This is a genomic window from Larkinella ripae (assembly GCF_054780775.1).
Window position 1 is genome coordinate 1 of sequence record NZ_BAAGVR010000020.1, and the last position, 24,588, is coordinate 24,588.

General features: G+C 49.9%; 27 protein-coding genes. 14 read left to right on the forward strand and 13 right to left on the reverse strand.

The features are described from left to right. Nucleotides 1-172: 172 nt before the first annotated feature. Together ACYVHX_RS11120 and ACYVHX_RS11125 are read right to left on the reverse strand one after the other, a co-directional pair. Nucleotides 173-502, reverse strand: coding sequence for a hypothetical protein (locus ACYVHX_RS11120; protein WP_460671708.1), 330 nt, complete (start codon nucleotides 500-502; stop codon nucleotides 173-175). Between the two features lies 1 nt (nucleotide 503). Next, the gene (locus ACYVHX_RS11125) at nucleotides 504-641 is read right to left on the reverse strand and encodes a hypothetical protein (RefSeq protein ID WP_460671709.1); all 138 of its coding nucleotides are present in this window, start codon (nucleotides 639-641) and stop codon (nucleotides 504-506) included. A 569-nt stretch (nucleotides 642-1,210) separates the two neighbouring features. Here ACYVHX_RS11125 and ACYVHX_RS11130 point away from each other — a divergent pair. After that, nucleotides 1,211-1,912, forward strand: coding sequence for a hypothetical protein (locus tag ACYVHX_RS11130; protein WP_460671710.1), 702 nt, complete (start codon nucleotides 1,211-1,213; stop codon nucleotides 1,910-1,912). Nucleotides 1,913-2,080: 168 nt separating this feature from the next. On the opposite strand, the gene ACYVHX_RS11135 is transcribed toward ACYVHX_RS11130, so the two are convergent. From ACYVHX_RS11135 to ACYVHX_RS11165, 7 genes are all read right to left on the reverse strand, one after another. Next, nucleotides 2,081-2,479: a hypothetical protein gene (locus tag ACYVHX_RS11135; RefSeq protein WP_460671711.1), complete on the reverse strand. Its 399-nt coding sequence runs from the start codon at nucleotides 2,477-2,479 to the stop codon at nucleotides 2,081-2,083. Nucleotides 2,480-2,559: 80 nt separating this feature from the next. Then, nucleotides 2,560-2,763: a hypothetical protein gene (locus ACYVHX_RS11140; RefSeq protein ID WP_460671712.1), complete on the reverse strand. Its 204-nt coding sequence runs from the start codon at nucleotides 2,761-2,763 to the stop codon at nucleotides 2,560-2,562. A gap of 29 nt (nucleotides 2,764-2,792) precedes the next feature. Further along, the gene (locus tag ACYVHX_RS11145) at nucleotides 2,793-3,116 is read right to left on the reverse strand and encodes a hypothetical protein (protein ID WP_460671713.1); all 324 of its coding nucleotides are present in this window, start codon (nucleotides 3,114-3,116) and stop codon (nucleotides 2,793-2,795) included. Next, nucleotides 3,113-3,871, reverse strand: a complete 759-nt coding sequence (locus ACYVHX_RS11150) for a KilA-N domain-containing protein (protein ID WP_460671714.1) — start codon at nucleotides 3,869-3,871, stop codon at nucleotides 3,113-3,115. Before ACYVHX_RS11150 ends, ACYVHX_RS11145 begins: the two co-directional genes overlap by 4 nt. Nucleotides 3,872-4,590: 719 nt before the next feature. Continuing rightward, entirely contained in the window at nucleotides 4,591-5,517 is a 927-nt protein-coding gene (locus tag ACYVHX_RS11155; protein WP_460671715.1) for a hypothetical protein, read from the reverse strand. Then, a complete protein-coding gene (locus ACYVHX_RS11160) occupies nucleotides 5,514-6,131 on the reverse strand; it encodes a hypothetical protein (RefSeq protein WP_460671716.1) in 618 nt (205 codons plus the stop codon). The genes ACYVHX_RS11155 and ACYVHX_RS11160 overlap by 4 nt, the downstream gene beginning before the upstream one ends. Nucleotides 6,132-6,214: 83 nt before the next feature. Further along, nucleotides 6,215-6,565, reverse strand: a complete 351-nt coding sequence (locus ACYVHX_RS11165) for a hypothetical protein (protein WP_460671717.1) — start codon at nucleotides 6,563-6,565, stop codon at nucleotides 6,215-6,217. A gap of 76 nt (nucleotides 6,566-6,641) precedes the next feature. On the opposite strand from ACYVHX_RS11165, the gene ACYVHX_RS11170 reads away from it, so the two are divergent. Together ACYVHX_RS11170 and ACYVHX_RS11175 are read left to right on the forward strand one after the other, a co-directional pair. After that, nucleotides 6,642-7,166: a hypothetical protein gene (locus ACYVHX_RS11170; RefSeq protein WP_460671718.1), complete on the forward strand. Its 525-nt coding sequence runs from the start codon at nucleotides 6,642-6,644 to the stop codon at nucleotides 7,164-7,166. Between the two features lie 322 nt (nucleotides 7,167-7,488). Further along, complete coding sequence (locus ACYVHX_RS11175) at nucleotides 7,489-7,728, forward strand: hypothetical protein (RefSeq protein ID WP_460671719.1); 240 nt, start codon at nucleotides 7,489-7,491, stop codon at nucleotides 7,726-7,728. A gap of 32 nt (nucleotides 7,729-7,760) precedes the next feature. Here the strand turns inward: ACYVHX_RS11175 and ACYVHX_RS11180 are convergent, their stop codons facing one another. After that, entirely contained in the window at nucleotides 7,761-8,882 is a 1,122-nt protein-coding gene (locus ACYVHX_RS11180) for an SGNH/GDSL hydrolase family protein (protein ID WP_460671720.1), read from the reverse strand. A 391-nt stretch (nucleotides 8,883-9,273) separates the two neighbouring features. On the opposite strand from ACYVHX_RS11180, the gene ACYVHX_RS11185 reads away from it, so the two are divergent. From ACYVHX_RS11185 to ACYVHX_RS11210, 6 genes are all read left to right on the forward strand, one after another. Continuing rightward, the gene (locus tag ACYVHX_RS11185) at nucleotides 9,274-10,188 is read left to right on the forward strand and encodes a hypothetical protein (protein ID WP_460671721.1); all 915 of its coding nucleotides are present in this window, start codon (nucleotides 9,274-9,276) and stop codon (nucleotides 10,186-10,188) included. Nucleotides 10,189-10,376: 188 nt separating this feature from the next. Continuing rightward, nucleotides 10,377-10,703 carry a DUF2200 domain-containing protein gene (locus tag ACYVHX_RS11190; RefSeq protein WP_460671722.1) on the forward strand — a complete coding sequence of 109 codons (327 nt, stop codon included), beginning with the start codon at nucleotides 10,377-10,379 and terminating at the stop codon, nucleotides 10,701-10,703. Between the two features lie 230 nt (nucleotides 10,704-10,933). Beyond that, nucleotides 10,934-11,575, forward strand: a complete 642-nt coding sequence (locus ACYVHX_RS11195) for a hypothetical protein (protein WP_460671723.1) — start codon at nucleotides 10,934-10,936, stop codon at nucleotides 11,573-11,575. A gap of 242 nt (nucleotides 11,576-11,817) precedes the next feature. Continuing rightward, nucleotides 11,818-12,900: an acyltransferase family protein gene (locus ACYVHX_RS11200; protein WP_460671724.1), complete on the forward strand. Its 1,083-nt coding sequence runs from the start codon at nucleotides 11,818-11,820 to the stop codon at nucleotides 12,898-12,900. Between the two features lie 192 nt (nucleotides 12,901-13,092). Further along, nucleotides 13,093-13,359, forward strand: coding sequence for a hypothetical protein (locus ACYVHX_RS11205; RefSeq protein WP_460671725.1), 267 nt, complete (start codon nucleotides 13,093-13,095; stop codon nucleotides 13,357-13,359). 317 nt (nucleotides 13,360-13,676) lie between these two features. Next, nucleotides 13,677-15,092 carry a membrane dipeptidase gene (locus ACYVHX_RS11210; protein WP_460671726.1) on the forward strand — a complete coding sequence of 472 codons (1,416 nt, stop codon included), beginning with the start codon at nucleotides 13,677-13,679 and terminating at the stop codon, nucleotides 15,090-15,092. Between the two features lie 18 nt (nucleotides 15,093-15,110). On the opposite strand, the gene ACYVHX_RS11215 is transcribed toward ACYVHX_RS11210, so the two are convergent. Further along, on the reverse strand, nucleotides 15,111-15,824 hold the full coding sequence (locus ACYVHX_RS11215; RefSeq protein WP_460671727.1) for an MBL fold metallo-hydrolase: 714 nt from the start codon (nucleotides 15,822-15,824) through the stop codon (nucleotides 15,111-15,113). 223 nt (nucleotides 15,825-16,047) lie between these two features. On the opposite strand from ACYVHX_RS11215, the gene ACYVHX_RS11220 reads away from it, so the two are divergent. The 3 genes from ACYVHX_RS11220 to ACYVHX_RS11230 all read left to right on the forward strand — a co-directional run bounded on the left by ACYVHX_RS11220 (nucleotide 16,048) and on the right by ACYVHX_RS11230 (nucleotide 18,695). After that, nucleotides 16,048-16,470 (forward strand): OsmC family protein, encoded by a 423-nt coding sequence (locus ACYVHX_RS11220; RefSeq protein WP_460671728.1) that lies wholly within the window; start codon nucleotides 16,048-16,050, stop codon nucleotides 16,468-16,470. Between the two features lie 165 nt (nucleotides 16,471-16,635). Further along, entirely contained in the window at nucleotides 16,636-17,094 is a 459-nt protein-coding gene (locus ACYVHX_RS11225; RefSeq protein WP_460671729.1) for a hypothetical protein, read from the forward strand. A 116-nt stretch (nucleotides 17,095-17,210) separates the two neighbouring features. Next, nucleotides 17,211-18,695: a helix-turn-helix domain-containing protein gene (locus ACYVHX_RS11230; protein ID WP_460671730.1), complete on the forward strand. Its 1,485-nt coding sequence runs from the start codon at nucleotides 17,211-17,213 to the stop codon at nucleotides 18,693-18,695. 55 nt (nucleotides 18,696-18,750) lie between these two features. Here ACYVHX_RS11230 and ACYVHX_RS11235 read toward each other — a convergent pair whose 3' ends face one another. After that, nucleotides 18,751-19,926, reverse strand: coding sequence for an acyl-CoA dehydrogenase family protein (locus tag ACYVHX_RS11235; RefSeq protein WP_460672044.1), 1,176 nt, complete (start codon nucleotides 19,924-19,926; stop codon nucleotides 18,751-18,753). 55 nt (nucleotides 19,927-19,981) lie between these two features. Beyond that, a complete protein-coding gene (locus ACYVHX_RS11240) occupies nucleotides 19,982-22,063 on the reverse strand; it encodes an alpha-L-fucosidase (RefSeq protein ID WP_460671731.1) in 2,082 nt (693 codons plus the stop codon). 226 nt (nucleotides 22,064-22,289) lie between these two features. On the opposite strand from ACYVHX_RS11240, the gene ACYVHX_RS11245 reads away from it, so the two are divergent. Together ACYVHX_RS11245 and ACYVHX_RS11250 are read left to right on the forward strand one after the other, a co-directional pair. Beyond that, entirely contained in the window at nucleotides 22,290-23,879 is a 1,590-nt protein-coding gene (locus ACYVHX_RS11245; RefSeq protein ID WP_460671732.1) for an NAD(P)/FAD-dependent oxidoreductase, read from the forward strand. Then, nucleotides 23,872-24,510 (forward strand): NUDIX hydrolase, encoded by a 639-nt coding sequence (locus ACYVHX_RS11250; RefSeq protein ID WP_460671733.1) that lies wholly within the window; start codon nucleotides 23,872-23,874, stop codon nucleotides 24,508-24,510. Before ACYVHX_RS11245 ends, ACYVHX_RS11250 begins: the two co-directional genes overlap by 8 nt. The last annotated feature ends 78 nt before the right edge of the window (nucleotides 24,511-24,588 follow it).

The following is a 24,588-nucleotide window of genomic DNA, read 5'->3' on the forward strand; positions in this document are numbered from 1 at the left end:
ACCCTAACCCAGTGTCTCCCCCGCAATCGCATCCGCCGGAACTTGGACGCCAGCGGGTCCTGACGCCTGACACGGGGCGGGGCCATCTGCCGCTTGCTGCTGCGGATGAAAAGCCAAATGATGAGCAGGCAGAGGACGAATACGGCGGTGATGGCGATAATGAGTTCCATGGTCAGAGGTTGGTTTCGATGTAGTCGGCGATTTCGAGGAAGGTTTGCCCGCAGTCGTTCATGCCGGCTAGTTCGCTGGCGTTATCGTAAGCGAGGTCTGCCTTTTCAAGGACTTTTTGCGAAGGGTAAGAAATCCCATCTACGCCATGTCTATATGCCTTACGGCTATTCATTATCCGCCACGCTTTGGGATCGATCAGGTCAGCAAGAACGCCTAAGCAGCAGTGCTGATACTCCCCTTTCATGTTTACCACACGGAGCGCACATTGAACCTGCTGGTATTCGCCCGACCGAAGCGCGGCCAGCCATTTCGTTTTGATTTCAGCGTTCATCTTATCTGCGGTTTTCAATTTCAAACTTGAATACCACCACATCCAGCCACCTTCTGATCGCCCACGCCACCTGTCCGGCGGGCGCGGTGAATATCTGCTGGCGGGCGGTGGTCGCCAAGGTGTTGAGGTCGGTTGTCATTGTTGCCAAGCGGGATCGTTCGTTGTGTCAACCACCTCTACACCTTCATACTGGCTAAGGAACTTTTCAAAGCAGGAGCCTGAACAAACGAAATGGACGCTCTTGCACGATTCAAATTGAGCGTGACCATCAACGATTGTAAATCTCTTATGGGCCCACCGTTCGGGGCGGGCTGCGGCAGGCTCTACAACTCGGAGAGTGTTTACGACGCGAATACACTTGTAGTTTGCCATCCTGTAGCCGCAGATGCCGCAACCGAACGTGGTCGTGTCTAGCTTCGTTCTGGCTTCGATCTTTTGCGAAATGATGTCAAATGCCCGTTGGTGTGTTGCTGCTGCTTCCATCTGTCTGTCTGGTTTCCCTGCCGGAGCCCGCCCGGTGCGGGGTGGCTGGCGAATTGGTATAGACAAATGTAATCAAGTGTTTTCTATTTTGCAAGCATTTGATTACAAATAGTTGCAATCTTTTACTTACAAAATGATTACAAACTCATAATCAAATAGTTACGCCAAAAAGATTTTTGCGAAAGCCGTGGGGATTGCGTAGGTTGGAGGGGAAGAAAGAATAATATGTACCAAAACTTGTGGACGCAGTACCTACTCGATGTAAAGGCTTCGATAGATGAATGCTATAAAATAAATCGAAAGATTAATTGGGGTAAGGGGGTTGAAATAAGGGCACATAAAAATGCCGCTAATGCTTTATATCATTTTCGCGAGCACTGGGAAAAAGCGGTTGATCCATCAATAACATACGAATATGTAAATGGCGAATGTGAAAGCTATAGCCTATTGGGAAACGTCGCCAATGCGTCAAAACACTATATTCTGACCCGTGGTAAGCCGGTGGCTAAGAGTGCGACCGCAATAATGGATCGCTTGAAAATTTTCATTTTCAGTGACGCTTTGGGGGAGTACGATCACTCAGAAAAAGGTGTAATTTTACTTGCTGACGATGAAACAGTTTATGACGTATGGGACCTAATTGTTGAGGTTCATAATTTTTTTGCAGACCTTATGCTGAAGAAGGGCATAGCGCAGGGGTACTTTCTTTACCAAAAGAATAAAGAAGAAGTTAGGGCGAGAAGTGCCTCTAATCCCTCAAAAAATTACGTTTATGACCAGCTTGAAGGAGCTGGATTCGCTTGTTATTTTACGATGCTTAAATATGACTACCAGAACAACGAGTATGAAGAATTGAATATTAAAAGCATAAGGATGCTTAATAATAAGACCGATTTAAGTCTTAATTCAATTCTTCGGATAACTTAGACAGTTTTCTCAGTTCTTCTACTTCTGCCTCTGTAAAAACAATACAATCATACATTGACTCGGATCGGCACTGGCCTACAAAATATGTCCCCTCAAGGCGACCCACATTAGCCATGTATTTCATAAGTAGGTCGCGATAATTTATTGAGTCAGTTTCCATATGAATTCTTAGGATTTACTACACGCTAAAACATCTACCAGGCTTTTGACCCCATTGGCTGCCTCAAACATGCCGTAGGTCAACGTTTTCAGGTCTGCGAACTTGGCATAAACCTTTACCTCCCCCTTTGCTTTATCGGTCAGTTTTAGGCGATAGTAGTCTAAAATTTCCCTGACCGTTTCCATATCACTTTCAAGAACGTCAACCCCGTAGTCACCATCGAAAATGTACCCATTGTCGTGAATCACATATTCGTCTCCCTGCTTAATGACAAAGAGTGAGATAAAGGATTGGGTTAGTGTTGTAAATGGGGTTTCAATGCGAAACTTGTTGCCGTCAATTTTGCAGGAGAACAGTTCGTTGATTTGCCCGAGGAAATCCTTGTACGCACTTTCAATATCTTCCATGAGTGAACGTTTATTGTATCGACCATATAGGTAAAGATCACAGGATCGGCAGGGGTCAGCTTATTGCTGGCTTTTTGTTTTTAGTCCGTCACATCCGGCCAGTGCTCGCCATCGAATGGATAAGGGTCGATATTAAACCGGATTCCAAACAGTCTTTCAAGCCCCCAGAGAATCAGAATCGCAATACCAGCTATCAGGGCAGACCCGGCCGCAATCACAATCAGCGCCAGGCCGATCACTGCGTAAAAAATAGAGGTTACAAAGAACAGTAAGATTGCTTTCATGTTACGGGTAGGCCAGCGTGTGGCTTAGTTTAAATAAATCGTGCGGTTGTGGTGCTGGTCTGGGCATGTTTTTCGTGAATGGTAAGGGGTGGTTTTCCGGCAATCTGACCCCTGAGTGCAAGTATCTGGTCGTACATTTCCCGGGCCGTGGCCCACTGCCGGCGTTTGACCACCAGAAAGAAATCGCGCACCAGCGCCGTTAATTGTCTGTCAAACCCTACAATGCCGTATTCGTCCATGTTACATAGCTCACACAGGGCAGACCATTTACTGATGCGTTCGTCCAACCGGGGCAGGTGATCGGCGAACGCATCAGGGTTGGCAAGGATTCGGGGCCAGTCAATCGGCTTCATGCCCGGCGTGCATGGATTAGTGCCTTTGCAATATTGTTTGCAACCGAACGACACGCCATTTCACATTGAGCATTTCCGTACAGCTTATTGTTTTCGATCTTTTCGGCCGAGATTGCCTCAATCAGGTTTACGGCAATTAGTTCTACTTCGGGCATATTCTCGCGCACATTCGTTCCGTCCGGAATGCCCTTCCGATATCGAACAACCTCTGCTGTGCCTCCGTACAGGCAGACGTACATGATGTTCGTACAGTTTTTGTAGCCTTCATTCTTTACGCCATGCGCTTTTAGGATACTTGTAAAATGCTTTCTGGCTAACATACCTTTCAGCCTCGTTTCAATCCACTTGTCTGTTTTGCCCTGTTTCTTCCAGGTCCGGATCGCCCGGTCCTGCCCCCGCTGTATTGCAAGCTCCGGATTATTCTCTTCCTCTACCCTTTCGAAGAAAGTTTGGTTAACTGCATAGTGCAGCTTCGGATCCAAATATTTCGCATAAGCTAATGCGATTTGTTTATGCGCCCAAGTGCCGCCTGTAACTTTTCCACGACCGCGTTGTACTTTTATTATGTGAGTTTTTCTCACATTAAGAATATCCATGATCGTGTCCATCAGTCGGATGGCCGACTCAGACCTAAGCCAGGTGCGTGGATCCTTGTTTAGCGGTGATCTGGCCATACGCCAAATGTCATTCAGGCTAATCAGTCCATCACCGTCCTGGTGAAGTGGAAATTCACTCCCTGTTTGAATAGAGTCCATAGTTTTAGAATTTAATTGTTTTTAGATATGCGTTTAAAGCGAGGTATTTGGCCCGGGCAACCACCCGGTCTTTGAATTCCTTGTTTTCCTTCATTACGGCACCGATTAAGCCTTTCAAGCGGATTCGGTCCTGCGGGTGGCGGGTGTTGTCGGCCGCATTTTCAGCCAGCATAAGGCGCTCCTGCGGCTCGGCATCGGCCATGAACTTTAATTTCTGCTGCTTGGTGAAACTTAGATACCCCAGCGAATCCAGCCAGTCGTACAGACCGTTACCGGGATCCGGGTAATCATTGCCATTCTGTACGGTTTCAATAGCCTGGCCCAGAATGGTTTGCATGAATTCATTGATTTCCTCCTGCGTTTTCTCGGGCTCCGTTTGGTCAATGTGCTGCTGACTGCGGAATACGGTAATTACCTCGGGATCATTATTTACCCGGCTGTGGTAGGCTTTGATAATTTCGCCAACATAGCGGGGGGCCAGCACCGGAATTACTTTTTCGATGTCCAATTCACCTTTAACCGCCATGTTGTAGGCGAGCCTGAGCTCCTGCCAGGTTAGCGATGGGTATTCGCGCAGCATCCAATCGTTGAGGTTGCGCAAATCCTCCATAAAATCGCTGTAACTGGTCTCGGTGTGGCGAATCCCCAACAAGCCCACAATCTCGTTCCAGACGGCTTCTAACTGGCCTTCCTGGGCGTGTATCAGCATCGTGCCCTGCTCACGGGCCGTTACGACGCAAAGAGCCTGGCGCGATAAATGCCGTCCGCTTGGGAGCGCCGGAAGAGTTGACGCCGGCTTTTGTAGTGCCGACTGCTGGGTTTTGATTAGTTCGTGGCTCATTGCGTAATTGTCGTTGGTGTTGTTCTTTCAGCCAGTAATAGCAGTGTTTCTTTACGTCCTGGTAGGTTCGGCCCTTATCCTGATCGGTGGCCCGCATTTCGGCAATGTATTCGGTGATGTGGCTTCTAATCCACGATTCTGGGCGGTGCAGGTTCACGGCGGTGTTCTGGATCCAGGATAAAGCCGCCTGCATCTCGGCTTCGTACTCAGCCATTAAATCAGGCGGAACCTCCTCTTCCAGATCCCACTCAGGCAATGGGGGGGCGGGCGCAACCGGGGGGCTTTGGGCAGCCCCTTCGGGGTTTTGACTAGGGTTGTCGTTTTCGGCTTCGCCCGCGTTTACTCTATCTATACTTTGTTCTTTTAGTTCTTTGTCTTTATTAGTTCTTTGTAGTGTCGGGTTTCCCGATGTCGGTAAACCCGATGTCGGTTTACCCGATGTCGGTTTTTCTACATTCGGTTCCGATTGTTGATTTTCTGCATTCGGTTCGACTTCAACTAACGGGATTTCATATACGTTGTAATTATAGCCCAGCATTTGCCCCTTTTCGTTGCGGGACATCACCGCTTTGATGTACCCAAATTCTACCAACTCCTCAAAGGCGGCATCGGTCGAAAACCGGCCGTCGCGCTCGGAGTGGTTTTGTAGTTCGGTTTTGTAGACGTGCCAGTCTTCGGGCAGCGATAGTAGGTAGGCCAGCAAACCCCTGGCTTTCCAACTCATGCGCCGGTCCTGGAGCATGGAGTTGGAAAGAACCGTGAAGTTGGCCTCTGAGCGCCTGCGGGTGATTTTGCCTGCGTTCATTTCTTTTCCAGAAAGTGAATGTATTCCTCTACGTTCCGGGTCGAAACAAGTTCTCGTGGCGTAAACTTTACGGAGTTAAGAATTGACATATTCGGCAGTCGGTCCGTTATATGGTTATTCTTTATCTCAATAAAAGACAGTCCTTTGTAATCGAATTTGTAGATATACGCACTGATGCCAGGGCATGATGTTGTTAGATCCCAGAAATCTATTGACTCAACCGTGTCCCCTATTAACACCCCTCCTATTAATATTTGGAAGTTTATTTTTGGTTGATCCTCCTTTTTGGCTGCTTTCACCAATACCTGCACCCCTCTCATGTAGCGGTGGACCTGAGTGAGGGTGGAAGGCCCTAAAGCACCTTTTTTTAGCTCATAAACCGTAACTGCAATTGTTTTTTTTAGCGAGGACCTATCGGTCCCCGCCTCAATTGCTTTCTTTTTGCCCAGATAATGAACAGTCACTAGGTCAGCTATTCCGTATTCCCCCAAATTAACCTGGCGGAATATTTTCCCCTCAATGGCAAGTCCACGCTGATGTAAAAACAGTCTGCCCACATCGGTTATGGCAGCGTTGTAAATGGTGTCTTCAAGGTCTTTCTCTGATAGCTCCATAATGGTACGCAGACGATGAGGTAAGCCGCCGTAGGGCGGTGATTGATTCCTGAAAATGATAGATTCGTGCCTAGAAGTTTAGCTTAAACTAGGTTTAAAACCCGGTCCCTCTTTTCGATGATTGTGGAGTGTTTTGAGTGCTCCAGTTCAATCAATTGTACCACAGCATTCCATACGTTTATGTTGTCTGTGAGCCACCATAATACCTGACGAATGTAAGCCGTTTCATAGTCCACCCCCTTTGCAAGCAGGATTTCGCGAATCTTCGGGCCATATCGGTGGATCTTGGGAACCAATGTTCCATCAGGCATTACCCCCTTCAATTTACCGTATAATAAGGCTTTTTGCTCTTTTGTGTACAAAACGCTTGCATTTTCCATGATGATGATTACATTTGAAACGATTTGATTGATTTGAAATCGTTTGGTAGACATTGAATCGCTATCAAATGTAATCAAACAATGATTCCATTGCAAGCATTTGATTACAAATATTTCATAACTGTATCGTATGGACACTCTTGAAAAACCTAAAGTCTCTGTGAATGAGTACTTTGTAAATTTCATCGACGACCATGATGGCGTCGAAACGGTTGCAAAACTTTCGGGCATTAACAGACAGACGCTACGTCAGGCGTATTTGGGCAGAAATGGCATCAGTTCTAAAGTTACTTCGATGCTTGCCACCACCTTTAAGGACTTTGAGCCCGAGCGAGTGTTTGGCATTGTTCAACCCAGCAAAAGCCTTACTGCTCAGGCTACGGGGGAGCCAGGTGACAACAGAGTTCAATTACTCGAAGCCAGGGTTAAGCATTTGGAAGAAACGCTGGAGGAAAAGAAGAAGACCATCAAAGAGCGCGAAGCCATGATTAAATTCCTAGCGGCTACTCACCCTGAGTTTAAGGAGCAGCTCGAATCATTGGGTTTTAATTTGGGCGTAACTAAAGAACGGTTTAAAAACCGTGGACCCATCCACAAAAACGAAGAATGCTTTTTGGTAACCTGGCCCCAAGATCAGCCGGAGCCTGATGCGTAATTCGGTAACGGATGCGGTTACGCCCAGTGTTCGCCATGAGCTAACACGGTCAAAAACAACAATTTATATAGTAAAGGTGTCACATCCTTCCTCTCTGCATACATACGTCACAAGCCGCTGTTATACAGCGGCTTTTTATTTTTGAATCTCTTGTTAAAGTGTAGGCGGATCTTTTTTGCTTTGGCAATATGTACCAAAACTAAATTACGTCGACCAACGATCAAATAGAATGGTGATCGAAAGCTCCATATAGCGATACATTGTTGTTAGACCAATTGTATCTCACCTTTAAAGGTTCGGTCAAAGACCTATTCTAATTCTTGTGTTTTCTACCTACATTTCAATCTATGAACTCTACCATCGCTATGAACCTAAACGACAAGTGTTGCTCAAAACCCTAAAGTATACCGCAATTATGGTGGTTGGACTTGGAGGTTTTGCATTTTATGCCCACGATCAGGAATCGCAGGGGGATCCACTTCAACCTGTCGAGCTTATTGGTGCACTTTCCCTAGATGCTGTCTGCCTGGAAACGACCTTCTGTGAAGACATTCAGGATTAAGTTAGATGCCAGCGTCGTAGAGGGTGCTGGCATTACTTTTCGTAATCACTTAATACAATTACAGCATTAGCTCCCTGCTGGGCACCGTATCCATTCAGGTGGATGCCATCCGGGAAAAACCATCCGGGCCGCTGTACATTAGTATTCCTAGCCATTTCAGCCGCCTGGCCAATGTCCAGCACTTTATTAATTCCAAAAGGCCTTGAACGGATCCAGTCATTCAAAATACCTCGAGCCTGTACCTGAGCCGAGGTGATACTTTTCGCCGGGGTGATGGTTGGCACCCAAATTTCTTTTCCTGATGCTTGGATGCGCTTCCAGATTGGGGTTAGGAGCGCTTTAGCCACATCGACAGAAGAGACTTTTGCTGCCACTAAGTCATTACTCCCTACGGCGCAGATAATCACGTCGGCCTCGCTCGAAATAGCGTGCTTAAGGGCGATCTGCCCGGTTGGGTTCAGAAAGTGGGTGGCCCGGTAACTGCCTAGGGCGTAGACGCTGTGGGCAATACCGGCGGCATTCAGTCCCCGTCTGATCCATCCGATGCCGTCAGCAATCTGCTGGGAGTCACCCAGAACTATAACCGATTTCTTTTTAACCGTGCCCAGGGGCGTCCCAACCACCAATAAGGGGCCGTAACCTTTTCCGGCGGGATCATTGGCGGAGAAGATGGAAATGGGCCAGCGCGGGGCGGTTACGGTCACAAACAGCTGATAGGTTACGCCTGGCGCGAAGTGGCCAGAGGCCGGATCGTTTCTTAAAGTAGCACCAGGTAAAACCTTCCCTTGAGTAGCTCCAGAAAATTCGAGGGGAATCGTGCCCACTCGCGCCGATACTGAAATGGGGTTCACGCCTGCGGCTTCGCCCGGTCCGCCATTTTGGCCCATCGCCCAGTTGGGAAAGTCGAATTGAAGATTGGTTACGGCAGTCGTTACCGTAAAATCCCAGCGGTAGGTCTGGCTGGTACCAGTGGTGAAATTAGTTGGTGCACTAAACCGGCCAGACACCATTACTTTGACCCCTGGAGCGGGAGTTGCCGGTACTTCGGGCAGGATCACGGCATCGAGTACAGCTTTTACTTTGGATAAGGGAACGTTTTTTTGCTGAGCCAGGACGCAAAATGGAAGCAGAAGTAAATAGAATAACTTTTTCATTTTTAGATGTAAAAACTAAATTTATTCGATAATGTCTTTAGCATTTAAAGGCAACTGGCATTCCTCTTCTAATTCCAGGCGCGGGCGGATTAATTCAATCTGCTCTGGCCATATCCAAAGAGCTTTTCAACCTAGAATTGGCGGTAGTTACAACCATCCTCTTAAAGCATATTGAGGATCCTTATCCCCTTCTCACCACATAAATATGTTAATTGAATGCTTAAACCGCTACTATGGCCAATTTTTAGTTCTAATACTATCCAAATACCCAACTAGCCGGCAGTTGAAAACAGGTCAAAACGGAGGTATGTAGTTAGAGATGGGATGCGGACAAAAACGGAAAGAAAAGCCTTGCAATGCTGAACGTTATCCGGTAATTTCCCCAGGTTCTATGCACACCTCCCGACGCTCAATCCGTATGCTAAGCACACGAACAATTTGCCTGCTGATCGTTTTCATTGCAAATCTGAGCTGCCAGCAACAAACCAGCTCCTATGTGGGTCAGGAGCCGCCTGGCCTGGAGCCCAAAGTATTCGCACCAGGATTAGTGTCTCAGGAAAACCGGTATGAATATGGATCCTATTTTTCTAACGACGGAACGGAATTTTATTACGCAGCAATTCTCAATCAAAAACCGCAAATTTGGATATTGAAGCAGGTAGACAACCGGTGGACTGCCCCGCAAGTCGTGCTGGCCAGTGATCAGTACGAATACAACGACCCGTTTCTGTCGCCCGATGGCAAGCGGTTATTTTTTATTTCCGACCGGGCGCTCGATGGGAAAAGCGATAGGAAGGATTTTGATATCTGGTACATCGAGCGCAATAACAGCGGCTGGTCGGAACCCATCAACGCGGGCCCGGCGATCAACACGGGCAAGAATGAATATTACATGTCATTCACCACGGACGGCACGATGTATTTTTCGTCCAATGCTGAATCGAAATCCGACAAAGATTATAATATCCGCTCCGCCAAATTTTTAGGCGGTCAGTTTCAACCTTCTCAGCTGTTGGGTGCTTCAGTAAATTCTGAGGCTTATGAAGCGGATGTGTTTATTTCCCCCGATGAGCAATACATGATCTATTGCGGAGAACGGCTTGAAGGATTGGGTCAGGGTGATTTGTACATCAGTTTTAAGGATGAAAAAGGCCAGTGGCAAGCCGCCAAAAACATGGGAAAAGGAATTAACACGGAAAAATATGAGTTCTGCCCATTCGTCTCCAACGATGGCAAATACCTGTTTTTTAGCCGCGATGGTGATATTTACTGGATTAGTGCTGATGTTATCAATTCACTTCGTTAAGAACCGCCGGTTAAGTTGAAAACAGGAATTTGTGAATTTAATCCGGTTGGGCTTCCCACTTGAATTGCTCCGAATTTTGTCCAGGTTCAGTGACAAACAAGAAATTGGAAGGTCATTTAGGAATCCATTCCTGCTAAGTTTCAACCCAGTCCGTGATTGTGACGATGAAAAATACCAGAATTTACCAAATGTCTTTTGCGAGCGTTTATCCCCATTACCTCCAAAAAGCCGAGAAGAAAGGGCGCACAAAAGCAGAAGTGGATGAAATTATTTACTGGCTGACGGGGTATGATCAGCAGGCCTTTCAGCATCACCTGAATGCAAAAACCGACTTTCAAACCTTTTTTGCCCAGGCACCACAAATCAATCCCAACGTTACGAAAATTACGGGCTTGATATGTGGGTACCGGGTGGAGGAAATCGAAGACCCACTCATGCAACAAATTCGCTATCTGGACAAACTGGTTGATGAATTGGCGAAAGGAAAAGCAATGGAGAAGATTTTGCGGACGTAAAACCGGTTGCCAAACGAATCAACCAGTGCGTCCGTCCAGGGTTGGTATTCGTTTCTAATTAGGTAATGACCGGGTAAAACCGGGATCGTGCGGTTGCCTCCTCATATATTTATCCGATTTACAAGGTCAACTGGGCGAACTACCTTTGTTTCATCCGAAACCAAAGCCGCTGCATTCCTGAGCGTCAATGCAACCAGGAACTTCCAACGACTTATAACACACTATTTCCGATGAAAACCACCTTGCTTTTTGTCCTGCTGACCTCTCTGGTCGATTTCTGTTCCAGTTCCCTGATCATTACCAAACCGATCAAACTACCGACTCCCTGCCAGATGTTGAACGGACAAAATCGTCCATATGCCTGCGAATTTGAAATAACCGCAATCCACTTTATGGGTCAAAACAATGAGGTTTTGGCGACCAGTACGGCAAACGGCCAGGTCATTCAACTACCTAAAAGTAAGGCAGTGAGCACGAGCACAATCGCTCAGGGTGGGTCTTTGTTTTACAACGTATCGGTTGATTTTCGGCGAATCAATAAACCGTACTTTCCAACCGCAAGCTACACCCTCAGCAAGTCATCGATTACCGATCCCATTTCGCCGGGTGAAACCAGCGTGGTTGACAATACCATCCAGGTCAGTTCTGAACTACCCCAACCGTACGTACGACCCAACCGGGTCATGTTCAAACTTCAGCTAAATTATGCAACGTCCCAGGGTCAATCTCCGTTTCTGGTGGCTCCTACCCAGTTGGTGATGCTGGAAAATCCGGTGACCTACGCCAAGATGACCAAACCGACCTATCATCACGACCGTGACCGGGCCGAAGCCTGGCGATCGTTTCAGTTGAGCGTCAAATTTTCCGAATAAAGTATCGGTTCATATTAGATTTAGTCGGTTGTCGGGCCGCCGGGATAGAAAATTCTATTTCCGGTGGCCAGCAGCTTATTCCTGTTTATGGAACATCAAGCCGCTGACCTGAAAAATTCTCAGGAAGCAAGGCTGTTTTCGTGCCCTTAGTCCAGCCAAACGACCCAAAATATATCCTGATTTCCCCAAGACTTTCCTAACTTTTGCGTATACTTGTTGTTTCCATATCCTTTTGGTATTGAATGAAAAACCGTATACTTGAACTTGATGGACTTCGTGCTTTTGCCGTATTGGGGGTGATTGCTTTCCATATGAACGGTTGGTCGGGCGCTATCCCAAACACCAGCCCGGTACTAAATGCTATTATTGAATGTTACGGCCCGGCCGGCGTATTCATCTTTTTTGTCATTTCCGGTTTCATCATCACGACTCTTTTGCTACGAGAGCGGGAAAAAACCGGGGATGTTTCGCTCAAATCCTTCTACGTACGCCGGCTTTTCCGGATTGTCCCGCCTTTAGCAATCTACTTGCTTGGTCTTAGTATCCTGAGTACGTTGGGCTATATTACCGTCAATCCGGTCAATTACCTCTATAGCCTGCTCTTCATCACGAACCTGGGGTTCCTGACCGACCCGGGGAGGGAGTTTCTCATTCATACCTGGACGCTTTCAATTGAAGAGCAATACTACGTTTTTTTGCCCCCGGTTATCGTTCTGGTTTTTGCGTTTCGAAAAAAGCCAATCACCTTCCTGCTAATTGTCTTGTTTATCTTTTGCCTGGTCAGTATGTCGCTGGCCACCAGGCTTGCCAAACTTAATCCATCCCTGATCAATCTGGCGACATTTTACAAGTTTCGCTTCATCATCGTCGGTGTCCTGCTGGCCCTTTACCGCCAGCGCGTTAAACCCTTCCTGGTCGGGCGCTCCATTATTTTCCCCGTAATGGCTTTGGCTTTCATTTTCTGCCATTATTATCTAAAAATTCCCGCTCCCTTCAATCTGATGATGAGTGCCCTGGAAGCCATCGTTTGGGGCCTGTTTGTTATGTGGTTCGTTGAAAATCCAGAGAAATGCAGCCTGCTCCGATGGCCTGTTATTCAATGGTTGGGCACCATTTCTTATAGTCTCTATCTCTGGCAACAGTTATTTACCTGTGCCCCGGAACTTTACCATAGCTGGGCTTTTACTCAGTCTCCCATTGTCCTGATCCCAATTTTGCTTTGCGGAATGTTATCATATTACCTGGTTGAAAAACCGACAATTCGCATGGGTCGCTGGCTGAGTAAACGAATTGAAATGCAGCAGCGCCTGGAGCAACTCGCCTGATTTACAGCTTATCCTCGCGTCAGAAAATTTTCGTCTACGCTTTTGACCCTAAATTGGTCCGGAAGTCGAATTTCGAGTTGCAACAGCTACCTGCATCCTGCCAATAATTCCGTCCAGTCCGGCAAACAGAAACGCCCGTGGCGGGTTATGAAAGGTGAAACCCAATTTTGTTCACCTGATAAACGCACGATCATGGCTGAGAAGAGCAAAGAAGAAATAGAAGCCAAACAAGCGATTGGTCCCGCCGGACTGGCTAATCAATCGGCGAGTGGAACCAGCGGACCGGGAAGCCAAGTTCCCGACGAAGAGATTCAGGACATCGAGCCCACGGATATCGAGAATAAATACCTGGACGGTGACGAAGACCAAACCGGAGCCAACGTCCACGGAACGCATCCGAACCGAAACCGGGACGGGAAACCCCAACTGGATAAACCGTCTTACGGCGGAGGTCATTAAAAAAAGGGCGCTTTCAGCGCCTTTTTTTTTGCCCCTTTTCCCCTACTGCTTTCTCCACAGACCGTACGCATGAACGTCGTAACCGTTGCCTAAAAACTATCGGCAACGGTTTCTTTTTTTGTTTACGTTTAATGCCGCAGCCAGTTGGTCGCTGCCTCTTCTCAACTTCCCCAAACGGAAACCAGTACTTTTGTACAAATTGACAATCAGTAGCTTATTAAATTTTCAGTTCGATCAATGACAGTTTGTGAGGTACCCAACCTGTAATCGCTGCCTTTCCCGCTTACCTTTTCCTATAACCCTTGCCCTTTTTCAACATGGAAACCTTCGTTGATATTCACTGTCATCCGCATTCAAAACCGTTTGGACAGAGCATCCCCGGTATGAAACAAAGCGATAACCGGAACAATAAAACCAGTGTCTGGCACCACGACCCACCAACTTTCATTGACAAACTGGCCAATTTTGCCCTGACGCTGACCAAATTCCGGCAGAGCGACTTAACGGCATCCAGTCGCGGCAATGTTCGGGTGCTGGTCAACTCGCTCTATCCGCTCGAACGCGGTTTCTGTCGAAACCGGCTTGGGCAGAGCATCATTTCGGATTTGCCCCTCAATCTGGTTACCGGTTTTGGCAAGAAATACATCGACCGGATTCAGGCCATCCAGACCTCCGATGCCTACTGTACGGAACTCAACGAGCAATACGAATTCCTGAAGCAAATGGACGGAAAAGTGATCGAGCTTTCCGGTGGACAGAAAGTCCGGTATGTGTTGACCAAAAATTACGATGATATTGAATCCCTTATCCTGCAATCCACAGATTCGGAGATCATAACGGTAGCGGTTATGCTTTCCATTGAAGGGGCCCACGTCTTTAGTTGCGGCATCGAAAACGGGGCCGTGGAAGAAACGGTTTTGAAGAACATCGCCGATTTGAAGACCTGGGAACATCGTCCGCTGTTTATCACCTTCGCCCACCATTTTTACAACGAACTCTGCGGCCACGCCGAAAGCCTGACGGGCATCCTGAAGAAAGTGCTCGACCAAAGCGAGAACCTCAACGAAGGATTCAAGCAACTCGGGGAAAAGGCGGTTCGGGCCCTGCTGGACACCACGAACGGTCCACGCATTCTGATCGACATCAAGCACATGAGCGAAAATTCCCGGAAACGGTATTTTGAGATTCTGGACACGGAATACAGCACGCAAAACATTCCGATTCTGGTCAGTCACGGTTGTGTGCGGGGCAACGACACCGACCGGCACCGCTACCACGACCACCCGATCAACTTTTCGGACGACGAAATTCTGCGCGTTGCCCGCTCAGGCGGACTTTTTGGCATCCAGCTCGACGAACGGCGGATTGGCAGTGAAAGCGCTCTACGGCACGCTCGCGGCCACATCAACCGCCGGGACATTCTGTTTTTCTGGGCCGAACTGGTTTGGTTTCAGCTCAAACACATCGCCGAACTGCTCGACCAGAACGGTTTGTTTGCGTGGGGAACGACCTGTCTGGGAACCGATTACGACGGCATTGTCAACCCGATCAACGGGTACTGGACCCACCGGGAAATGACCGACCTTGATTCGTTTCTGCTGATGCACGTCCACAATTACATGCGCAACAATCCCCCGCTTCGGAATGCGTTCAATTTGCTGCACGAAGGCGAAATTGTCACCCGGTTTATGGGCAGCAATGCCATCGACTTTTTCAAACTACATTACCGGTGAGGTTGCCAAAAAGCCTGATTAGCGCCATTGCATCAGGGCCGAGTTCAGAGCTTCCTCCACCCGGCGACGGGGTTGGTGGAAGTAAATCATGCCGTGACCGGGAAGCATCAGATCGGTGTCCACCCTGGCAAACCGGCGCAGCGATTCCGTGTACCTCTTTTTGTCGAAATCGATGGAACCGCTCCAGCCGAAATCGCCACTCAGCAGGGTTCCGATCACATCGCCACTGATCACAATGCGCCGGTTTTCCCACTGAAACAGATAAGCCGTGCATCCCATGCTATGGCCGGGCAGGTGCATGACCCCGAATTCGACGCCAAGGACAGTGATTTTCTGACGATCAGCAACAATTTGATCGACAGTCAAAGGCTGAAAGGTTTTGTGGTATAGGTATCCGCAGCAGCGTTCGTCACCCGCAGCCACTGCTTCGGCGGTTTCGCCAATGGCGATAACCTGCACGCCCCGGTTTTTCAGAAGATGGGCGCCACCGGCATGGTCGAAATGGGCGTGGGTCAGAAAGCAAAACCGGACGTCGTCGGGCGAAAGATCCCAGTACCGCATGTTGGCAAAAATCTGCTCCAGCGTTTCTCCGCAGCCGCAGTCGAACAGAATCAGGCCCTGGTCCGTTTTCAAAACATACGTATTGGCATCGTTCCAGAGCGCTCCGGGCTGGTCAAATGTGATGCCGTTTAGATCGCCCCCAACCTGAAATAAATTTTTAAGTATCTGCATGAAAACCGGGTGTAAGCACCAAAAAAGATCCGTTGATTTAGATACGCCCGGTATTCAAAAACCGGCTAGCCCACTTCAAGAAATTATTCAAAACCGGACCAAATCGGGTCAACGGGTCCCCAAAATCATTTTTAGGCTTTTTTTAGGATAAACCGCCCGGGAGTTGCCGGGCTCTGGGCATCATTTGTTACATTTCGGCCTAATCACAAATTCACACGATTGTATGGAAATTAAACGCAATGCCACCGCCCGTTGGGAAGGTTCAGGCAAAGAAGGAAAAGGCACGATTAGTACCGCCAGTACGGTATTGAGCGATACCCAGTATTCGTTCAACACCCGCTTTGCCGATGGCGTAGGCACGAATCCGGAAGAACTGGTGGCGGCTGCTCATGCCGGCTGTTTCTCCATGAAGCTGGCGTTCAACCTTCAGGAAGCCGGTTTTACGGCCACTTCCATCGATACCAAAGCCGTCGTGGCGCTGGATACCAACAGCGGCAGCATCAGCAGTTCCAAATTGACCGTGACGGCCAGCGTGCCCGACATCACAAAGGAAAAATTTGATGAACTGGTGGCCGATGCCGAAAAGAATTGCCCGATTTCAAAATTATTCAATACCGCCATCAGCGTTGAAGCGACCTTAGCGTAAGGGCTGCGAAACCCGGCGGGCGGTTTTTGCGCGCCGGGTTTCGTTCTCCGTAAATTCCCATTTTTGGTTTATCAGGCCCAATCGATATACGATGTAGCGGTTCATTTTCGTTTGAAATGGAAAGTCTGTATTTTCAGGCACAACATGATAAACCACCTAGGTCAGATGAGACTTGTCGTCACCCTTTTTATCCTTGTATTGAGTATATCGGCCTGTAAAAAAGGCGGTTCTTCCGCGGAAGAAGTCGATCCGCGGGAACAATATGTCGGCACGTATGACATTGATTACAGCTCTACGACGGTTATTCTTCCCTCCATCAAATTCAACGAGGAGACTAACAAGGGAACCATTGCATTTACCAAAGGCGAAGGAGCCAACGAAATGAGCATGGTGATCAGTTTCCCGAATTTCAGCGCCACCGAAATTGTCAAGCTCAGCGGCACCCAGTTTACGATGAACCGGACGCGGGATAAAATGCCGTTTGGCAACAAAATATACGATGCAGAATTTACGGGTAGTGGCACCTTCGAAGGCCGGAACCTGACGCTCACCTCCATCACGAAATTAAACGAAGGTGGCACGGTTGTCCAGTGGAACCGGGCTTATAAAGGCTTAAAGCGATAAGCGTTCATCGGGCCTTCCAAAGTCCATCCGGTTCGGCTGTAACCGGATGGACTTTTTGTTTACCGTCAATTTTAGCGGTATTTTTACGGCCTTCATCACCTTAACCTATCCCCCAAGTGGCTGTTTATACGGATCATATCCGATTACTTTTTGGCCTGAAATTAAAGCAGATCCGGCTGGATAAAGGATTTTCGATCAGTGAATTGGCTCAGCTTTCCGGGCTTTCCATTTCTTACATTACCGAAATTGAAAAAGGGCGTAAATACCCCAAAACCGATAAGATCGCGGCCCTGGCCCGGGCGATGGAAGTGGAATACGACACGCTGGTTTCGCTGAAGTTAAGCAAAAAACTGGAACCCATTTCCGACCTGCTGCAATCCCGGTTTTTGACCGAAATTCCCCTCGAACTGCTGGGCATCGATCCTTCTGACCTGCTTGAATTGCTGGCCGAGGCTCCGGCTAAAGTCAGCGCCATGATTTCGACCGTCATGAACATTGGCCGGAGTTACCACGTCAGTGTCGAGCGACTTTACATGGCGGTTCTGCGGTCGTACCAGGAGATGCACGACAATTATTTCGACGATATTGAAGAGGAAGGCGACCGGTTTTTTTCGGAATTTGCTCCGGGCCAGGTTGTAGTCGATGAAACCCTGTTAGCCAGTGTGTTGCGCACCCACTACAAGTACCATTTCATGTCGTTCGACGGGGAGACCCACCCCGAACTGGCCGGTTTGCGATCCGTCTACCGCCCGGAAACCGGGGCCCTGTTCCTCAACGCGAATTTGTCGGCCGAGCAGCGAACCTTTATTCTGGCGCGCGAAGTTGGGTTTCAATATTTGAATCTAAAAATTCGTCCGTATACCTACACCTACGTTGAAGTCGAGTCGTTTGAGCAGATTCTCAACAACTACAAAGCTTCCTACTTTGCCGGGACCATTTTGATTCGCCGGGCGAATTTAATTGCAAAATTGCAGGCGATTTTCGACCGCCCTGCCTGGAGTAATGACGATTTTCTGCACCTGATTCGCTCGTTCAGCGTAACCCCCGAACCGTTCTTCTACCGGCTCAGCAACTTGCTTCCAAAATATTTCGGCATCGACCAGCTGTTTTTTTACCGGTTCAACAACACCGCCGGCCAGACGAACTTTCACCTGACCAAAGAAATGCATTTGACCCGCCAGCACGGCCCCAAAAGCATGGTCAATGAACACTACTGCCGCCGTTGGGTGGCGCTGACTCTCCTCCAGGAACTGGCGTTTTTGCAGAAAAACAAGGAGTTTGAAGGCGCCCTGTGCCAGTCTCAGCTGTCGACCTATGCCGATACCGGAAACACATTTTTTATTGTCACGGTGGCCCAGCCGTATCAGCCCCATCAGCAGCAGAACATGAGTGTTTCGATGTGCTTTAAGCTCACCGATACGCTCCGGAGTAAAATGAAATTCCTGAACCCGCTGGCCCCCGGCATTCCGCAGCGGATTGTCAACGAAGCCTGCGAACGATGCGGCATATTCGACTGCCGCGAACGGGTAGCCGCCCCCACCGGCTTGCAGAAAAAACGGCAGGTAGAAGCGATGAAAAAGGCAATGGAAGAATTGAAATAAACTGAGGAATTATAAAGGGTAAACGATGAATGGGCTACCGCAAGTAATTCATCGTTCATCCTTTAAACGAATTGATTCCCGTGATTTCGTGGCCCAGAATTAACAGATGAATGTCGTGGGTTCCCTCGTAGGTAACCACCGATTCCAGGTTCATCAGGTGACGCATAATTGGGTAGTCGCCCGAAATGCCCATCGCACCGTGGATCTGCCGGGCTTCCCGGGCAACGTTGAGCGCCATTTCCACGTTGGTGCGCTTGGCCAGCGAAATCTGTGCCGTGGTCGCTTTTCCTTCGTTTTTCAAGACGCCCAGCCGCCAGCAGATCAATTGCGCCTTGGTGATTTCGGTGAGCATTTCGGCCAGCTTTTTCTGCACCAGCTGAAACGATGCGATCGGTTTTCCGAATTGCTGCCGCTCCAGCGCGTAGCGCCGGGCCGAATCATAACAGGCCACGGCCGCTCCCACGGCGCCCCAGGCAATGCCGTAGCGGGCTTGATCGAGACACTGCAAGGGCGCTTTCAAGCCCTCAGCGTCCGGCAGTAGATTTTCTTTCGGTACTCTTACATCCTGAAACACCAGCTCGCCCGTCGTACTGGCCCGCAGCGACCATTTGTGGTGAATTTCGGGCGTCGAAAAACCGGCCATACCACGCTCCACCAGCAATCCACGAATACGTCCCTGCTCGTTTTTCGCCCAGACCACGGCCAGATCCGCCACCGGCGAATTGGTGATCCACAGCTTGGCGCCATTGAGCAAAAAGTAGTCATCGTGTTCCGTGAATGCGGTTTGCAGGGCCGCCGGGTTCGAGCCGTGGTCGGGTTCGGTCAGCCCAAAACAGCCCAGCAGTTCGCCCGAGCCTAGTTTTGGCAAAAACCGGCGCTTCTGTTCTTCCGATCCAAACGCATGAATCGGCCACATGACAAGAGAGCTTTGCACGGACACGCAGGAACGCATCCCCGAATCACCCCGCTCAATTTCCTGCATCATCAAACCGTACGAAAGGGCATCCAAACCGCCCCCGCCGTAGTCGGTCGGTATCGTTGGGCCAAACGCGCCAATTTCACCAAATTTCTGAACGATTGAAACCGGGAACTCGGCTTTCTGAGCGCATTCTTCAATGATGGGTAGGATTTCGCGGTCTACGAATTCCCGCATACTCGCCCGAATGAGCTTGTGTTCCTCAGTCAGCAAATCGTCGATTCCGTAAAAATCCGGCGCTTCAAAATTCATCATGGATTGCGAATAAACCTGTAAGGTCTTCAAGACCTTACAGGTTGCAAACAGGCTTTTAGTTAACAATTACTCCAACTTCCGCTGCCGACGCCCAGTGTTCGTTTTCATTAACCGACGACAGCGCCACCAGTTTTACAAACCGGGCCTTCTGAGAACCGGCAAACGGTACTTCCTGCTTCACCGGATTGTTGCGGATGTTGGCAAACGCCTGCTTTTCCAGAACCGGTTTCCAGTCCGTGCCGTTTTCGCTGACATAAAAACTGTACTGATAAATTGTGCCGCCGTTCTGACCATCCTGGCGGGGCGTGTACGTAAATCCTTTCAGGTTCAACGTTTCGCCCAGGTTAATCACCAGTTCGTGCGGATGGTGGCTGCTTCCCTCCTGCCGGGCGGTTTGCCAGACGGTTTTCGGATTTGAATCGATGGCCCGATTCGCTGAATTGCCCGCCTTTTCATCGGGGGTTACAACGGACCACTTCTCGGGTGCCAGATCGAACGAAGCCGGTATGGTTTCCGACGACTCCGCACCGTTTTTAATGAAAGCTTTTGCTTTGATGATGCCCCCTTTGGCGTAGGGAAAAGGACCCGTATAGCGCGCCGACGCCAGCGTAGGTTCCTGGCCGTCAGTCGTGTACCGAATCACCGGATCGGAAACCTCGGAGGAAATGGTCACAACGCCCTGTTTGCTGCGGGCAATTTCGGGGTTCGACAACAGCTCCGGCGCTTGGTAAATCCCGATTTCGGACAAAACCGGGCAGGCGTTGGATTCCAGAATGGTCACCCGGACTTTAGTAGTTTTCAGGGTCGGAAACACCAGAATCCGTTTGTAACCGATGGTCGTCTGCTGGTCGATCAGCTCATACTGCCTGCCATTCCAGGCTTCCACTTTAAATCCTTTTATGCGTTGACCCAGCGGAATGTATTCCTGCAACACCACCCGGTTGATTGCCGTTGGTTTTCCGAGATTAATTTCAAAAGATGCCTGCCGTACGGCATCGTCGGTCGTCCAGTAAGTGTCAAATTTTCCATCCAGCAGATTGGCCGCTCCAAACTGTTTGTCATTGCCGCGGACAGCCGAGGCCGTGGCGGTTTTTCCGGTTGCCAGGTTGGTTTTAAACGACGCATCAACGGTTCTCCGGAATTCCATCAGGCGCGTTGAGTCGTTCTTGTGAATCAGACCATCGCGGGAAACCGGCACGTTCAGCAGCAAATTCCCGTTGCGGCCCACCGACGAATAGTAAATTTTCATCAGGTGCGTCAGCGTCTTCACGAGGTCGTCGGTATCGGGACTGTAGAACCAGCCCGGCCGGATCGACACATCGACCTCCGCCGGAATCCAGTATTTCCCGTTTTCGTTGCCCGTATTCAGGACGTGGGTAGGCGGAGCCGCAGCGCCCATGCCAAAGCCGTCGGTGTTCAGCGTTGACCAGTTCGTTTCGCCCGCAATGCCGGATTCGTTGCCCATCCAGCGGCAACCGGGACCAATGTCGCTGAAAATGATGGCTTTGGGCTGGTGTTTGAATACCACACCCCGAAACAGATTCCAGTCGTATTCGTGCCGTTTGCCGTTCGGGCCTTCTCCATTGGCGCCGTCGAACCATTGTTCAAACACGTCACCATAGCTGCTCAACACCTCATCAAGTGTATTGGCAAAAATCTGGTTGTACTTCGGTGTTCCGTAGGCCGGGTGATTGCGATCCCAGGGTGAGAGGTAGACGCCGAACTTCAGGCCGTATTCCTTGCAGGCGTTGGACAGTTCCCGCAACACATCACCCTGGCCATTTTTCCAGGCGCTCTCCCGAACGGTATGCTTGCTGAATTTGCTCGGCCACAGGCAAAAACCGTCGTGGTGTTTTGCCGTAATGATGATGGCTTTCATCCCAGCGGCTTTGGCGGTTTTGGCCCACTGCCGGGCGTCCAGCCGCGTCGGATTGAACACTTTCGGGTCTTCGTCACCGTGTCCCCATTCCTTGTTCGTAAAGGTGTTGGGCCCAAAGTGAATAAACATATAGTATTCCATTTTCTGCCAGGCAACCTGCTGCGGACTCGGCACGGCTCCGTACGGCGCGGGTGGGGCGGTTTTCTGGGCCCTCGCCAAAAATGGACTGAGTAGAAAAAAGAAGAGTATTTTTTTCATTGAGAAATGGGTTATATAATCTTGCTGGCAGCATCAACGTTTTACCGGTCCGCATCGCGGATTCAAATATATCGCAGCCAGGCCGGGAATGCGAACGCTTGAATTCATTCTCCGCACATATTCGCCGGATTGACTAATTTTACCAAAAAATACCAAAATAATATAAGAAATAAACCGCGAACCCGGAACGTCCTGCGGTTGTTGAGAATAGGAGGAAATTTACGGTATGATTCATTCGCTTTCATTAACGCTCGAACCCGATATTGCTTTTGATGATGCGGCTTTCGAGCGGGAACTATACAATCGCCTGCATTTGCCGCCCGAGCTGCTGCTTGTTGCGGAACCGGAACGTCCGGTGGTTCGCAAACTCCGGCAGTCCATCGATGCCCGGTCCCGGCAGGTTAAAGTACACGTGGATGCTGAAGTCTACATTGGCGAAGCTCCCCGTCCGTTAATAGCGTACCAGCGCGCTTACCCGAATGTCAGTCAGTCGCGCCCGGTCATTGTGGTTGGTGCCGGTCCGGCGGGTTTGTTTGCAGCTTTACGGCTGGTCGAACTGGGCCTGAAACCCATCGTACTCGAACGCGGCAGCAATGTGCGCGCCCGTCGGCGTGACCTGGCCGCCATCAATAAAGACCACGTTGTCAACCCCGAATCGAACTATTGCTTTGGTGAAGGCGGGGCCGGCACGTACTCCGACGGCAAATTGTATACCCGTTCCAAAAAACGGGGTGATGTGCGCCGGATTCTGGAAATTCTGGTCGCCCACGGGGCCACCGAACAGATTCTGGTTGATGCGCACCCGCACATCGGCACCAACAAATTGCCGGAGGTTGTGGTGGCGCTCCGGCAAAGCATCGTCGATGCGGGGGGCGAAGTCCGGTTCGATACCCGGATGGTCGATTTGGTGCTATCCCAAAACGAAATACAAGGCGTCATCACCGATCGCGGGGAAGAACTGACCGGCCTCGGCGTCATTCTGGCCACCGGCCATTCGGCCCGCGACGTGTTTGCCCTGCTGCACCAAAAGGGAGTTACCATCGAATCCAAACCCTTTGCCATGGGCGTCCGGATTGAGCACCAGCAGTCGTTCATCGATCAGGTGCAGTATCACCGGCCTGATCGGGGCGATTTTTTACCCGCGGCCTCCTACAGCTTGGTGACGCAAACCCGCCACAAAGGCCTTGATCGGGGTGTATTTTCGTTCTGCATGTGTCCGGGCGGTTTTATCGTTCCGGCGGCAACTGCCCCGGGTGAGCTGGTGGTCAATGGCATGTCGCCCTCGCGCCGGGATTCGAAATACGCCAATTCTGGTCTGGTTGTGGCCGTGCACGAAAATGATCTGAAGCCGTACCGGGAATATGGACCCCTGGCCGGTTTACAGTACCAGAAAGAAATCGAACAGCGGGCCTGCCTCCTCGCGGGTGGTGACCAGACCGCTCCGGCGCAGCGGGTTTCCGATTACGTAAACGGGCGCATTTCCGGCAGTTTGCTGGATACTTCCTACCAGCCCGGCCTGAAACCGGTGGATATGCAGGCGGTTTTGCCCGAACCGATTGCCGCCCCCCTGAAAGCCGGTCTGCAGCAATTTGGTCGGTCGATGCGCGGGTATGTCACCAACGAAGCACAGCTGATCGGTGTCGAAAGCCGAACGTCTTCACCGGTCCGGATTCCGCGCCGGCCTGATACGCTTGAACACATTCAGATTCAACGCTTGTTTCCCTGTAGCGAAGGGGCCGGTTACGCGGGCGGAATTGTTTCGGCGGCCATGGACGGTGAGAAATGCGCAGAACAACTCTTTAAACGATATGCCTGACCCTTCGTTCCATAGCTTTGCCAACTCCCTGCGGGAGCGATTGGCCGATCCGCTGCCCGGCGCAGAAGCCCATTTGAAAATGGCTTCCCGCTCGCGGTTACGCATGGCTATGCAACCGAACGAACGTACCCGGCGGAGTGCGGTTTTGATTGTTTTTTACCCCTATAAAGGCTCGATTCTGGTGCCGTTGATTCTGCGACCGCAATACGATGGTGTGCACGCCGGACAGATGGCGTTTCCGGGTGGACGCATGGAGCGCAGCGACGAAAACCTGATCCGGACGGCCCTGCGCGAAGCTCAGGAGGAAGTTGGCATTCGGGTGACGGATGTGACGGTTTTGGGGAAACTGACGGAAATTTACATTCCTCCCAGCAACTTCTACGTGCAGCCGGTGGTCGGCATTCTGCCATACCGTCCCGATTTTTACCCCGACCCGCGCGAAGTTGAGCACGTTGTCGAAGTTGCGTTAGACGAGCTGATGGACGAAACCATCATCGGAGAAAATGCCATCGAAGTGCGCGGAACGCTCATTGATGCCCCCTTTTACCAGATTCAGGGATTCAAAGTGTGGGGGGCAACCGCCATGATGATCAGTGAACTCCTGACGGTAATTAATTCAGTTGCCAAGTAAACCAACTTCCTGTTTCGGTTTAAGAACCGGCCTTCTCGGGGGCAGTCAATAACCTAAAATAGCGTTTAAATAGCGAAA